Here is an 11,800-nt window from a genome sequence, read left to right as displayed (position 1 = left end):
TTAGTTTTCGGCAACCTTTTCCACTATCAGTGCGTCGCCTACCGCTATAACGCCCTCCGACTTGGGCACTAGGCCAATTCCGAAGGTCGCTGGTAACTGTTGCATAGACCGTAGTTTTGCCAAAGTGGCCAATGGTTCTACCTCGGCGTCTTTTTGCGCAGTTTCGGGGTCTATTGTAGTAAAGACACATCTTTTGGTCATTTCTTGAACTCGAAATCGGCATCCACCGATGTGTACTGCCTTCCAATGGTCCTCCTCAAAAGCTTCGAATCCGTCGATGACGATATTCGGTCTAAAATTTTTCGATGTCACTTTGTCGCTCAAATTCAAATTTAGATAGTTCAAGGTACTGCGATTGATCAAGTGTACAGGAGCCGAATCTGCAAAACCGGTACGTTCCCCGTTACGTCCACCTCTTTCTTTCGCCAGGTTCCTAAAATCGGCCCCCAAATGAATCAATTGAAAATTCCCTTTCAAATAGGTAGAAATAAATTCTGAAGCAGCTGCATCGAAAAGTGTTCCCAAAACGCGATTACGAAATAGTTTCACCTCGATGGTCGATTGGGAAGAGGGTAATGCTATGTTAAAGATTTCCGATGAGGGGGTTTTTACATACAGCTGCCCCTTTTCTATCTTAGTTATGAGGTGAATCAATTCTGGATACTCCCTTCCGGTAACAACTTTATTCTTGCCATCGATGACGGATATTGTGCGATCATTCCTCAAACCTGTTAATCGAACCTCGGCAGTCGGCATGGAAACACCTTTTGAAGATTTTAAAGGATAGTGGTAAATTTCTGAAACAATCGGAGTAGCCATTGTTTTTACGGTAAGTTACCGCTACCATATAGATAATTATAGCGTTTTCAATATTTAATCAAAAAAAAATGCTAAAGGATACATTTTATTTTGCCTATAATGGCCTAATCAATCGTTCGTCAAAGCTAAACAGTTCGCTACTCAGGATTTTAATCTTACCAAATTCGGCATGCAGGGGATTGATTAGGTAATTAAAATCGCCTTGAACAATGGCGGAGGGTACTTTCAAAATAAGGGTTTGGTCGGTCTTGATAAAAGCATCACCTTCACTTTGGGTAAATGCAATAGGCGGATTGCTTTTCCATGCTTTCTTCTTCAATCTGCCCTCGTCATATTTCGTTATTAACGTTTCGGGTATTTCAATAGCGGTCATAAAATAGTCTTTGGGCAAGCTTTTCAAGGCAACATGAACGGCCACCTCAAGATTGGCAAGTGCCCTTGATTGTGCAGTGTACACCATTCGAGTACCCTTGTTGTTCCATCTTCCACCGTATTTTTCAGCACCGATTCCCGAGAGGTCCGCCTTGTATTTTTCTTTGGAAAGCCGATAAACGATCATGCCAGTATGCCGTGTTCCAGCCTGCCCAGCTCGTCTTTTACCATATTGATGCCAATACTGGTATCGAGAAGATCTTTGGGTTTTACGCCACCCAGGGCTATACTTTCAGCGCTCAGCCAATCGAAGAAGCCCTCCTTATATCCGAATACCGATACACCATAATTTAAAAGTTGGTATATGGATAAGATTCGTTCACTTTGTTCTTGCCGAAAGGTCTTGTTTTCCTCTCGGTGACGTTCTAGGGTTCTTGTTGACACATTCAGAAAACTCGCCCATTCCTTTAATGTGAACGGTGATAGACTGGAAACGGCCGAGAAGTCGTGGTAGGGTATGCCCTCCCGAACCATTTTTATCAGCACGTAAGAACGCTGGTCATCGTTCCATCCGAAAGATATGTTTTGACCTTTTTTATGAAATAATTTCTGAGCTGAAGACATAATGTATTTTTATAATAACTAATATACAACATTTGTCATAAATAAAACGACAAATGTTAGTTAAAATTGTGCGTCGAATAGCACTACGGGCACCAACAAATCCGTAATCTCCTAAACCAAAAAACCCCTTCCAAATTGGAAAGGGTTTCGGTCTTTGCTCAAACGCCAAAGACATCTATTTTTAAACGAAAAGCATATTACGCCTCGAAAGGCTCAATGGAAACATAAGATTTTCCACCAGCTTTCTTTTCGAATTTTACAAGACCATCTACTCGGGCATGTAACGTATGGTCCTTACCGGCATAAACATTCTCTCCTGGGTTGTGTCGTGTACCTCTTTGTCGTACGATAATGTTCCCGGCAGTGGCAGCTTGACCGCCAAAAATTTTAACGCCCAAACGTTTCGATTCCGATTCCCTTCCGTTCTTGGAACTACCTACACCTTTTTTGTGTGCCATGATATTTTATTTTTGATCGGTCCTTGATCGTAGTCAAAGGCCGATATGTTTAGTATTACGCTTTACCGCCGTCCAGTTCGTCTTGCCATTTCTTTAGCTCGTCCCACTTGCCTTCAGCTGCAAGTTTTGCCTGTTCTGGCCAAGTATCGGTCACATGGTTACCACGAACATCAGCGATAATCTCGATAATTTTAGCTGGTTTCGCCTTCGATAAATCAGCAAAAGTCGCGATGCCTGCCGCAATCAAAGTTTCGGCGATTTTAGGGCCGATACCTTCGATTTTCTTCAAGTCATCCGCTTTTGCCTTTGAAGTCGCCTTCTTTGGAGCTGCTTTCTCGGCTTTCGGTTTTGATGCAACAGATACCTCTACAGGAGCTGCCTTTCCGTCAACCTTGGCTTTCGATGGCTTTGTCTCTTTTTTTGATTCCGTTTTCTTCGCACCTTTTGCAACGATGCTCTCGATAACGATTTCAGTCAACGATTGGCGGTGACCGTTTTTCTTTTTATACCCTTTACGTCTTTTCTTTTTAAAGACGATTACTTTGTCACCCTTCAGGTGTTTAACGACTTTGGCCTCTACGGCCGCACCGCTTATAGCTGGGGCGCCTACGGTGATGTTCGTTCCGTCATCCAAAAGAAGTACATTGTTAAAAGTTACCTTTTTACCTTCCTCAGTCTGTAACCGGTGAACATACACTTTCTGGTCTTTCGCAACCTTAAATTGCTGCCCTGCCATCTCTACAATTGCATACATAGCGTGTATATTAGTTAGCTCATTAACGCCTAATTTTTCATTAAGCGGATGCAAATATACGTGTAAATAGGTAATCTACAATAGTTTTGAACAGAATTTAGACGCTTTTTTTCCTTTGGTTGTTCGAGCTTTTGAAAAGTTGCATAAAAGCCAAGGTAAGCACCAAGCTTGTAGCGAATCCCATAATCGCTACCGTAAAAAACACAATCGCTTGAAAAGAAGCATATCTATCGTACCAAGTCGGTGACAATTCCTGTAGAAAGGCAGTATTCAATTCAGTTGAATACAGCGCGAAAAAAATCGTAAAAATCAAGGTTGCGACAAAACCGGTAACGACACCCGCTGAAAACCCCATACCGTAACCAAAATTGGAACCCTGCTCGATTTTAAAATATTTGATCGATTCGTAGATTCCGAATCCGGTAATTACGCCATTGAATATACTGAAGAGCGGGTTGGTATGAAGACCCAACAACGATAGTATCAAAAAGTAAGCGATCAAAGATCCTGCAGTAGCAATACCAAACCGTATGGGTAATGGGTGTAATTTCATAATTTTCTTTTGTTTTAAAATACAAAAAAATAAATTACGCAAGCTCATAACCCGAGCTTAATCTATAAAAAAATCGGATACAAGTATCCGATTTCATTCACATTCAAGTATGTATGGCAATCTATCGTTCACCCTATCTTTCGAATCTCGGCCTCTCCGATGACAATACCCTTGTCGACTTCCGGACTGCCCACATAATTGATTTGGGTCTCGCCGTAACATGTAACCTTAAGCCTATCGGAAACGTTTACCCTAAAGTTACTTTCCCCGTAGGCCGTAATCTTCGTAGATTCGTTCTCGATTTCTGAAGCATTTACCTCGCTTTCTCCATAGGCGCGATATACCTGACGCCCTACCGAACCAGCAGTCAATTCCAAATAGCTTTCCCCGTAAATCGCCACGGTAAGCTCTTTGGTAGTCAAGTCATCAAAATAGACTTTAGACTCTCCATAAATAGTTAGTTTTAGGTCTTCCTGATCCATTGCACTGCTCACGCGCACGATTTCCTCGCCTCTAACCGACAACCGATCTAGCTTTTTGTACGTGACAGTAGCAGTTACCTGTGTACCGTCATAAATAGCGCGACTACCCTTCCAGTTATCATTGTTTATCTTTTCCGATTTCGTGATAACCCGCGCCCCGTCTAAATACAAACGCAATGTCTTACCCTCGACCTCTACGTTGATTTTCTCCATGGAGACCTTGGCATTGTTGATCGTCACCGATTCTTCGTCCCCCTCTACAAGCGTAACCTCAATATGTGGACTAACGATTACCTTGTTAAAAGTATCGACCGAAATGTTTTTAGATTGGGCCGTAGTTTCCTGTATGGTAAATGCCATTAACAATACGATGATGCCCGAGTAGAATTGATTTTTCATTTTCCTTGTTTTTTGATGGATTACCTCTTAAAGATAAAGGGATTTTCGGACTGTTACAGTTATGGAAAAATAAATCGCACTCTTAGGCAAAAGCAGCATTGGTAAATACGATATATAAGACTTAGTTCAGGAATCCGAAGGTGTGGTTTGCAGTAAAAAAACTATAAAGAAATACGTGCTCAACCCAATTAAAATCAAAGGAACAGGCACTTATCGTTTCTTTTTATTCACCAACCATACTCCGAAAAGAATAATCAAACCGCCCAATAATTGGTACACGTTTATCGCTTCCCCATCCCAAACACCCCACAAAATGGCCACCAAAGGTATCAAGTAAGTAACCGATGCGGCGAAAACGGGACTGGACACATGTATCAATTTATTGAAGTACATATTGGCCAAAGCGGTTCCCAAGATAGCAAGAGCAGCTAAGTACCAAAGTGCATCCTGCATCGGCACGTCGTGGGCTATCTCATTGAAGAATCCGGAATATATAACCAATACAAGAGCTGGCACAAAGGCAACGGCGAAGCTACCCGTAGTCACGGCGAGGGCACTTAAATGGGGTAGCTTGCTCTTGATAATGTTAATATTAAAGGCGTACCCTAATGCGGATAATAAAATAAAACCGGCATACCAGTAGTTCTGATCGGGCACCAGCTCCATACCTGAAACGATAAGGGCCACGGTACCGAACAGGCCGATAAAAACGCCCAATAGCTGTTCTTTAGCGAACATGGCCCCGAACATAGCGATACCTACCAAGCCCGTCAACAAGGGCACTGTGGAATTAAAAATGGCGGTAACACCACTATCCAATTCAGTCTGGGCCAAGGCAAACAAAAAAGGTGGAAAGAATGAACTGGTCAGGCCACCGATCACCACCCATTTCCAATCTCGCGGGCTTATTGTAGACAGGCTCTTGAATCCTAAGATAAACAAGGTCAACGAAGCGATTACAATACGAAGGCCGCCCAGCTGTATGGGTGAAAGTCCGATGAGGGCTTTTTTTATAAGGATAAAGGAAGAGCCCCAAACCAGGGCAAGCAGTATTAAATAAAACCACTTTTTTTGAAAATCGTTCAAGTTGTTTTAATTTTTGACAAAAGTGGTGATTTTCAATAGAACTAAATGCATCGGTATTTTGTAATTTTACCCAAGTTGTTAATTAGCATTCTATGAAATATTTGAAAAAAATAACGTTCCTGTTCCTATTTTCAATTCTGATTTTATCCTGTAAAGAAGAAAAAAAGGACCCCTCGGCCGAGCAAATGAAGGAAGTACTTGCTGTACACGATGAAGTAATGCCGAAAATGGGCACCATTGCAAAGCTAGTGGGGCAGCTCAAGCCCAAGGTTGACTCCACAGCTCAAGGGAAGGTGTATGAAAAGGCCATGAAAGATCTTCAGGAATCAAATGCCGAAATGATGGATTGGATGCAGCGTTTCGGCAATCGTTTTGATTCGGATGAAATCATGAACGGTAAGGCGCTTACCCCGGAAAAAAAGCGTTGGCTAAAAGAGGAAAAACAAAAAATAGAGGCCTTAAAGCAGAATGTTGAAGTGCACATATCGGAGGCGGAGGCCCTACTGGACGTGCAATAAAATCGGCCTACAACGGCCTCTCAATCCTCCTTCATGATTTCAATCGCTTTTTCAATGGCTTCGTCACCATCAGCGGCGAGCCCATTTATGACACGGTGAAGAAATTTCTGGGTATCCCTTTCATAGCCGATTTCGATATCGGGAGGTATTCCCATTCCCTCGTAATTTTTACCTTGTAAATCCTGGTATACTTCACTAGACAAGCCAAACTCCCAGCCATTGGGGAGCGACCTGTCTAAAATATCGGAAAACACTCCCTCGGTACGGGAGCCGATAGTCGTTATGTTCGGCAATGACATTGCGCTCAATGCCATAATCTCTGTAGCACTTGCCGCTTCAGGACCAATTAACAAATAAATTGGCTTTGTATAGGCATTTTCGGTGCCAGGCTGGGTGACGCTATTAATCGGTGTGAAGCCATCACCCATTTTCCCTTTTTTGGTAAAAACCATTCGTTCTTTATCGTTTAAGCGGGTCAATACCGCCATTCCGACTTCATCTTTTCCACCTCCGTTGAAACGTACATCTATTATTAAGGCATCGGTATTTCCTAGGTCTTTCATAATCGAATCCAAAGATTGGTTGATACCTTCCAGCTCGTCCTTATTATCATTTTCAACAGTTTCTAGTTTTTCAAAGTAGGCCATCCAGTAATCCCGATACGAAAGTGTATCGCTGATACCATAATCTGCCAAACCCATCATCTGGTTTATTTGTAAATACCCGATGTTATCCTTAAGTATACCCCAGCGCAAATTTCCATTTTTGACATAGGTGCCCTTCGGAATATACTTTTTAGCGACCTCAGCCGAAACCTCATGATTGCGGAGCCGTTCCTTTGGCGCTTCCTTAACCGCTTCTTCTTGGTCGTCAGCTGACTGTTCCTCATCATATAACTTCATAGCCGCTTCCTCTATCTCATCGGGCGCATCGATGCCAATATGGCCATCATCAAAAGACTCCAACATTTCATTCAGCACTAAGAACAACTCGGCATCCGTAGTCTCTTGATTGATCTTCGGCCGATACTCCGCGTACATTTTTTCGGGGTCCACCTTTCGCAGCTCAAAGTAAGCATAGTGGTCTTTAAACGTATTCCAAAGCACCTCGAAATTATATTCGGGGTCGTTCGCCTTTGCCTGCGCCGCTTTGTATTCCAGCGTTTCTTTCTTACAAATTGCAGGTGCATCAGCTACTCTAATAAAATAGTAGGTATTGATGCCATTTTCAAGTGAAAGCGTATCGTTCTTTACCTTCAACTTATCCCCGAATTCAGCAATGGAACCTTCCATCATGGGCACACAAGAAATGGAGGTAACATCGGCCAAAAGGTATTCGCCCGCTTCGATTTTCACAATTCTGCCGTAACCCAAAGATTTCCATACGCCATCTACAGTATTACAGTCATTCTTTTTATCGGATTGGCACGAGAACAATGACCCGATAAGGATAAAAAGGGTAAAGTTGCCCAAAAGTGATTTTTTCATGATGAAATCTATTTTTGATCGATGCTTAATACATAAACTACCTCGGGACAGAGTCTTCGAGGTATCAGAATCAAGAACCCGGCCGGCCAGACCTTTTGTCTTGACTCTTGATTCCAACTTCTTGTTTCCGTGTAAAACGTGAACAACTTGATGCCATATCCGAGGCAGCGCCTGGGGCCATTCTAATGGTTTAAAAAGGCAAATTATTCAAATCTACATTACCTCCCGATATGATGACTCCCACCCGCCTGTTTCGAAAGGATTTCTTATTTCTGATAAGTGCCGCCAAAGTTACCGCACTAGAGGGTTCGATGATAATTTTCATTCGCTCCCATACCAGGCGCATTGCAGCTACAATTTCGTCTTCGGTAACCCTGAAGATTTCGGTAACATGTTCTTTGATAATGGGAAAATTTTTATCCCCTAAGGTCGTTCTTAGTCCGTCGGCAATGGTATTGACCGTTTCATTCCCCTCTATCTTACCACTTTGTAGCGAACGATAGGCATCATCGGCTTCAAACGGTTCCCCACCATAAACCTTACAATCCCTTCCCAAGAAGTGGGCGGCCAGAGCAGAGCCCGCTATGAGTCCGCCGCCACCTACCGGGCAGAAAATGGCATGTAGATCGGGTTGGTCCTCAAGCAATTCCATCGCTGCAGTACCTTGCCCGATAATTACATTGATATCGTTCGAAGGATGCAAGAATGTCGCTCCGGTCTCCTCAGCGATTTTATCGGCCATCGCTTGACGCGCTGCGAGCGTAGGTTGGCATTCGTAAATGATCCCTTCATATTGCTTCACCCCTACTTTCTTGACTTCGGGCGCCGAGGTCGGCATCACAATGTGTGCTTTTACCCCAAGACTTTTGGCAGCCAAAGCAACGGCCTGGGCAAAATTTCCGGAGGAGTGGGTTACCACGCCCTTGGCACGTTGTCCATCGGGTAATTGTAAAATAGCATTGGTCGCCCCCCGCATCTTATAGGCCCCGGCCCGTTGAAAATTTTCGCACTTGAAAAACATTTCGGCACCGATCAGCTCATTGATCAGTCTAGAAGACAACACCGGGGTATTGTGCACATAGGACGATATTCGTTTGCGGCATGCCGCAAGTGTTTCTTGTCGCATAATATGAAGTGTTGCCGCAAGATAATTTTTTTATGGCATCCGTACTTCATGCTCTCCCGTTTTTGGTGGAGAAATATACTTTAAATGAAGCCAGTGAACTTTAGTCGCTGGGATAATTTACATAAGTAAAGGACTTGTGTATGATTTTCCAGCGACCCTGATACTTTAAGAGCATAAGATAATCAGTGTAAATCCGTTTTGGTCCGGGCATCATAATTTCGATTTTACCGATGGCGGCATCATTTTCATAATCTATGGAAACGATCCTGCCAATACGATTGCTCTTTTTCCCTTGCTTGATGCCCCCCACATAGTCCTGCCCGTACCAGACCTGCAGGGTATCGTTGGCTACACTATATAGGTTCAAATCATCATGAAACGCACTTTTTACCCTTTCCGGTTCTCCATTGGCCGTGCCCTCCAAGTAATCCAATAATGTACTGGTAATAGCTTCCAAATCGGTTTGTGCCTTTACGTTTTGTATGCCGAACATTAGGAGGGCCGGAATTATAATTTTGTATATGCTCATTGTGGTATGATTTAAATTATTCGTTTTTCTTGTTTTAATGGACAAAATTTTTATTTCGTTTTCAGCAAATTTTCTACTTGGGCCGTTTCCTTTTGGAACCAAATATCAGCCACGCCATCGGTGGATAGCTGAAAGCCTGTGACCATTCCGTTGGTATCCCGTTGAAATGCCAAAGACGAAAAATGCCTGCGGTCTCCCGTGAACAAATCGGGTATTCTTGGGGCCAAACCCACTTGTTCCATCCTAGGATGGGTGATGACTAGTTCTCCATGGTCTAACTTGAGTGAATAATACACATCCAGGTCCGCGGCATAATACTTTCCCGTGAAGGTGTCGAGGTCTTTGGTCCAATCTGCATCGGCCTTAAAGGCAATGAGATGCGAGGTATCGTCCCCGACCACGACATCCATGGTTTTGGGGACGGTATTCGTATCGAAACGAACCGTTACCTCACCCCATGTAATCATTTTGAAGGTATCCTTATTCAAGGGTACGAGGGCGCTTTCATTGCCTGCACCCCTAAAATACCGTAAGGTATCGTTGGCGATGTGCACTTTACGGGTAGTATGGTTGGCCACATCCCAATAATCGCCCTCAAACGCCATGAGTTGTTGCTTTGACAATTTTTTGGAAGTTATTTTAGCAGTGCCCTCCGGCGAGGGGTCTAAAAAATTCTCAATATATAAAGCACTGGCTTCGGTGCCAGCATAGCCGTTGTAGGCTCCATCATTTCCCATAATCACAACGGCAAGGTCATAGGCGGGATAGCGTATCAATTTACTGGCATAACCCCCGACAACCTCGACATGGTATAGTTTTTTAGCTCCCCTAAAATTCCAAAACCGATGCCCTCCTGTGTACAATGCCAAATTGTTTTCTTCGACCCTTTCCCCATCTACGAGCGAGAGGCTGTCGAATTTTTCGACCATTTGTTCCGTACCGATTTTTGGGTCTGCCAGTTCCTTGGCCCATAGACACATATCCCCTACGGTAGTATAGACATCCGATACAAGGGTATGTTCATAATTCATGGTCGAATTGGAGAAGCTATCATCAAGGGCAACATACCCTTGGGCCCTATTAGCGATTGCAGCGCCTTGGGTATCGAATACCGAATTTGACATACCTAGGGGTTCGAAGATTTCCTTGGACACAAAATCGGGGTAGGATGTCTTAGCGATGCGGGCGATCAGGTCTTCGAGTATCATAAACCCGGTATCGGTAAATCGCTGCACGCTTCCGCCCTCAGGTGCCGATTTCGCTTGGTTTCGAATCATGTCATAGGCTTGATTCTTAGTAAATGTATCTTCTTCCCTCCATCCGGCTAAGACCTTGGAAACGTCAGCGTTGTTCAGTCCACCAGTATGATGCAACAGCTGCTGAATGGTTATCGCATTTGGAAAGGATTCCAATTGGGGTAAGTGCTTTCGAATGTCATCCTTTAGCGAAAGCTGGCCGCGTTGCTCTAAAAGCAGAAGCGCGTAAACGGTAAACTCCTTTGCCAGGTCACCGATATGGAATTTGGTTTCAGGCCCTATCGGAACGCCATGTTCCAAATTGGCCAAACCATACCCTTTGGTATAAACTACCTTGCCATCATTCAGGATGCCTACGGCAATTCCTGGCTTGTCGGGGGTATCCCATTGGGAGAAAACGGCATCTATCCGGTCTGGTGTGATTTCCCTTTTCTGATTTTCTTGAGAGAAAGAGGTAATCCCTACAAAGAATAACAATGTGGTGAATACATTTTTCATGGACTTTTCGTTTTTTGATGAGTTATAATTGTTCTAAGGTTTCAAGGATTTTCTCTGCTACGATGGCTGCGGAGCTAGGGTCTTGACCGGTGATTAAACGACCATCTAACTGATAAAAACCATCCCAACCCTTTTCGGAAAACATGAAGTTACCGTCTCCCTCCTTGATGCGCTCCTGAATCGAAAAAGGGAAGGTCTTGTAGTACTCGGCTTCTTTTCTTTCGAACACATCGGGAAAACCGTTTACCTTCTTTCCGGCATACACATAGTTACCATCCTGTGTCTTTAGATTCACGATTCCGGCCGTACCATGGCAAATGGCCGATATGATTCCCTTATGCTGCTCGTATAGCTCCATCACGATTTTTTGGATGCTTTCGTTTTCCGGCACCCCGAACATGGCTGCTCCCCCACCTCCATAATAGACCGCTTTATAATCAGCTGCCTTGATTTCATCCGGGCTTTTAGTCGTTTCCAACGCATCCATAAAGGTATTGTCATACAGGTATCTTTTCTGGAGCGAATCTGAGGTATTGATATAGCCGATCGGGATGGCCCCTCCCTCGGGACTTACAAAGTCAATTGCAAAACCTGCTGCTGTAAAAACGTCATAGGCATGTACGATTTCGGCAAAATGGTTGGAGGCATTGATATTCGAATCCCCATAGAAATGAGCGTTCGAAACAATGAACAAAATACGCTCCCTCGGTTTCTCCGCTACAGGGCCGTTTTTATCCTCTGCACATCCATAAAAAAAGCAAATCATTACTAAGAGTAATACAAAGCCATTCTTTATTCTTCCCATTGCGCAAATGTTTCTAGCAATACTAGGTACTATC

The 11,800-nt window shown here is 43.7% G+C and carries 14 protein-coding genes; 1 reads left to right on the top strand and 13 read right to left on the bottom strand.

Annotation, left to right across the window (positions count from 1 at the left end):
- From FGM00_RS19480 to FGM00_RS19445, 8 genes are all read right to left on the bottom strand, one after another.
- Positions 1 to 819 (bottom strand): MOSC domain-containing protein, encoded by an 819-nt coding sequence (locus tag FGM00_RS19480; protein ID WP_138854527.1) that lies wholly within the window; start codon positions 817 to 819, stop codon positions 1 to 3.
- A 94-nt stretch (positions 820 to 913) separates the two neighbouring features.
- Positions 914 to 1,378 carry an RES family NAD+ phosphorylase gene (locus tag FGM00_RS19475; protein WP_138854526.1) on the bottom strand — a complete coding sequence of 155 codons (465 nt, stop codon included), beginning with the start codon at positions 1,376 to 1,378 and terminating at the stop codon, positions 914 to 916.
- Positions 1,375 to 1,815, bottom strand: coding sequence for a type II RES/Xre toxin-antitoxin system antitoxin (parS, locus tag FGM00_RS19470; RefSeq protein WP_138854525.1), 441 nt, complete (start codon positions 1,813 to 1,815; stop codon positions 1,375 to 1,377). The genes FGM00_RS19475 and parS overlap by 4 nt, the downstream gene beginning before the upstream one ends.
- A 197-nt stretch (positions 1,816 to 2,012) precedes the next feature.
- A complete protein-coding gene (gene rpmA / locus FGM00_RS19465; RefSeq protein ID WP_138854524.1) occupies positions 2,013 to 2,273 on the bottom strand; it encodes a 50S ribosomal protein L27 in 261 nt (86 codons plus the stop codon).
- 55 nt (positions 2,274 to 2,328) lie between these two features.
- On the bottom strand, positions 2,329 to 3,027 hold the full coding sequence (gene rplU, locus FGM00_RS19460) for a 50S ribosomal protein L21 (RefSeq protein ID WP_138854523.1): 699 nt from the start codon (positions 3,025 to 3,027) through the stop codon (positions 2,329 to 2,331).
- A gap of 97 nt (positions 3,028 to 3,124) precedes the next feature.
- On the bottom strand, positions 3,125 to 3,580 hold the full coding sequence (locus FGM00_RS19455; RefSeq protein WP_138854522.1) for a DUF4199 domain-containing protein: 456 nt from the start codon (positions 3,578 to 3,580) through the stop codon (positions 3,125 to 3,127).
- A gap of 128 nt (positions 3,581 to 3,708) precedes the next feature.
- The gene (locus FGM00_RS19450) at positions 3,709 to 4,461 is read right to left on the bottom strand and encodes a head GIN domain-containing protein (RefSeq protein WP_138854521.1); all 753 of its coding nucleotides are present in this window, start codon (positions 4,459 to 4,461) and stop codon (positions 3,709 to 3,711) included.
- Between the two features lie 210 nt (positions 4,462 to 4,671).
- The gene (locus FGM00_RS19445) at positions 4,672 to 5,547 is read right to left on the bottom strand and encodes a DMT family transporter (protein WP_138854520.1); all 876 of its coding nucleotides are present in this window, start codon (positions 5,545 to 5,547) and stop codon (positions 4,672 to 4,674) included.
- Positions 5,548 to 5,639: 92 nt separating this feature from the next.
- On the opposite strand from FGM00_RS19445, the gene FGM00_RS19440 reads away from it, so the two are divergent.
- Positions 5,640 to 6,065 (top strand): hypothetical protein, encoded by a 426-nt coding sequence (locus tag FGM00_RS19440; protein WP_236262856.1) that lies wholly within the window; start codon positions 5,640 to 5,642, stop codon positions 6,063 to 6,065.
- Between the two features lie 20 nt (positions 6,066 to 6,085).
- On the opposite strand, the gene FGM00_RS19435 is transcribed toward FGM00_RS19440, so the two are convergent.
- The 5 genes from FGM00_RS19435 to FGM00_RS19415 form a co-directional block, all read right to left on the bottom strand.
- Positions 6,086 to 7,552 carry a S41 family peptidase gene (locus FGM00_RS19435; RefSeq protein WP_138854519.1) on the bottom strand — a complete coding sequence of 489 codons (1,467 nt, stop codon included), beginning with the start codon at positions 7,550 to 7,552 and terminating at the stop codon, positions 6,086 to 6,088.
- 190 nt (positions 7,553 to 7,742) lie between these two features.
- Positions 7,743 to 8,678 (bottom strand): threonine ammonia-lyase, encoded by a 936-nt coding sequence (locus FGM00_RS19430; protein WP_138854518.1) that lies wholly within the window; start codon positions 8,676 to 8,678, stop codon positions 7,743 to 7,745.
- Between the two features lie 100 nt (positions 8,679 to 8,778).
- Positions 8,779 to 9,207, bottom strand: coding sequence for a nuclear transport factor 2 family protein (locus FGM00_RS19425; RefSeq protein ID WP_138854517.1), 429 nt, complete (start codon positions 9,205 to 9,207; stop codon positions 8,779 to 8,781).
- 50 nt (positions 9,208 to 9,257) lie between these two features.
- Positions 9,258 to 10,961, bottom strand: coding sequence for a serine hydrolase domain-containing protein (locus FGM00_RS19420; RefSeq protein ID WP_138854516.1), 1,704 nt, complete (start codon positions 10,959 to 10,961; stop codon positions 9,258 to 9,260).
- A gap of 22 nt (positions 10,962 to 10,983) precedes the next feature.
- Entirely contained in the window at positions 10,984 to 11,766 is a 783-nt protein-coding gene (locus FGM00_RS19415; protein WP_138854515.1) for a type 1 glutamine amidotransferase domain-containing protein, read from the bottom strand.
- Positions 11,767 to 11,800: the final 34 nt, after the last annotated feature.

The organism is Aggregatimonas sangjinii (assembly GCF_005943945.1).
Taxonomy (GTDB): domain Bacteria; phylum Bacteroidota; class Bacteroidia; order Flavobacteriales; family Flavobacteriaceae; genus Pelagihabitans; species Pelagihabitans sangjinii.
This window is presented reverse-complemented; position numbering and strand designations above follow the sequence as displayed.

Excerpts from the sequence above, each read along its gene's own strand:
- FGM00_RS19430 (WP_138854518.1), bottom strand. The coding sequence starts at position 8,678 with ATGCGACAAGAAACACTTGCGGCATGCCGCAAACGAATATCGTCCTAT.
- FGM00_RS19450 (WP_138854521.1), bottom strand. The coding sequence starts at position 4,461 with ATGAAAAATCAATTCTACTCGGGCATCATCGTATTGTTAATGGCATTT.
- FGM00_RS19480 (WP_138854527.1), bottom strand. The coding sequence starts at position 819 with ATGGCTACTCCGATTGTTTCAGAAATTTACCACTATCCTTTAAAATCT.
- FGM00_RS19435 (WP_138854519.1), bottom strand. The coding sequence starts at position 7,552 with ATGAAAAAATCACTTTTGGGCAACTTTACCCTTTTTATCCTTATCGGG.
- parS (WP_138854525.1), bottom strand. The coding sequence starts at position 1,815 with ATGTCTTCAGCTCAGAAATTATTTCATAAAAAAGGTCAAAACATATCT.
- FGM00_RS19420 (WP_138854516.1), bottom strand. The coding sequence starts at position 10,961 with ATGAAAAATGTATTCACCACATTGTTATTCTTTGTAGGGATTACCTCT.
- rplU (WP_138854523.1), bottom strand. The coding sequence starts at position 3,027 with ATGTATGCAATTGTAGAGATGGCAGGGCAGCAATTTAAGGTTGCGAAA.
- FGM00_RS19475 (WP_138854526.1), bottom strand. The coding sequence starts at position 1,378 with ATGATCGTTTATCGGCTTTCCAAAGAAAAATACAAGGCGGACCTCTCG.
- FGM00_RS19425 (WP_138854517.1), bottom strand. The coding sequence starts at position 9,207 with ATGAGCATATACAAAATTATAATTCCGGCCCTCCTAATGTTCGGCATA.
- FGM00_RS19415 (WP_138854515.1), bottom strand. The coding sequence starts at position 11,766 with ATGGGAAGAATAAAGAATGGCTTTGTATTACTCTTAGTAATGATTTGC.
- FGM00_RS19455 (WP_138854522.1), bottom strand. The coding sequence starts at position 3,580 with ATGAAATTACACCCATTACCCATACGGTTTGGTATTGCTACTGCAGGA.
- FGM00_RS19440 (WP_236262856.1), top strand. The coding sequence starts at position 5,640 with ATGAAATATTTGAAAAAAATAACGTTCCTGTTCCTATTTTCAATTCTG.
- rpmA (WP_138854524.1), bottom strand. The coding sequence starts at position 2,273 with ATGGCACACAAAAAAGGTGTAGGTAGTTCCAAGAACGGAAGGGAATCG.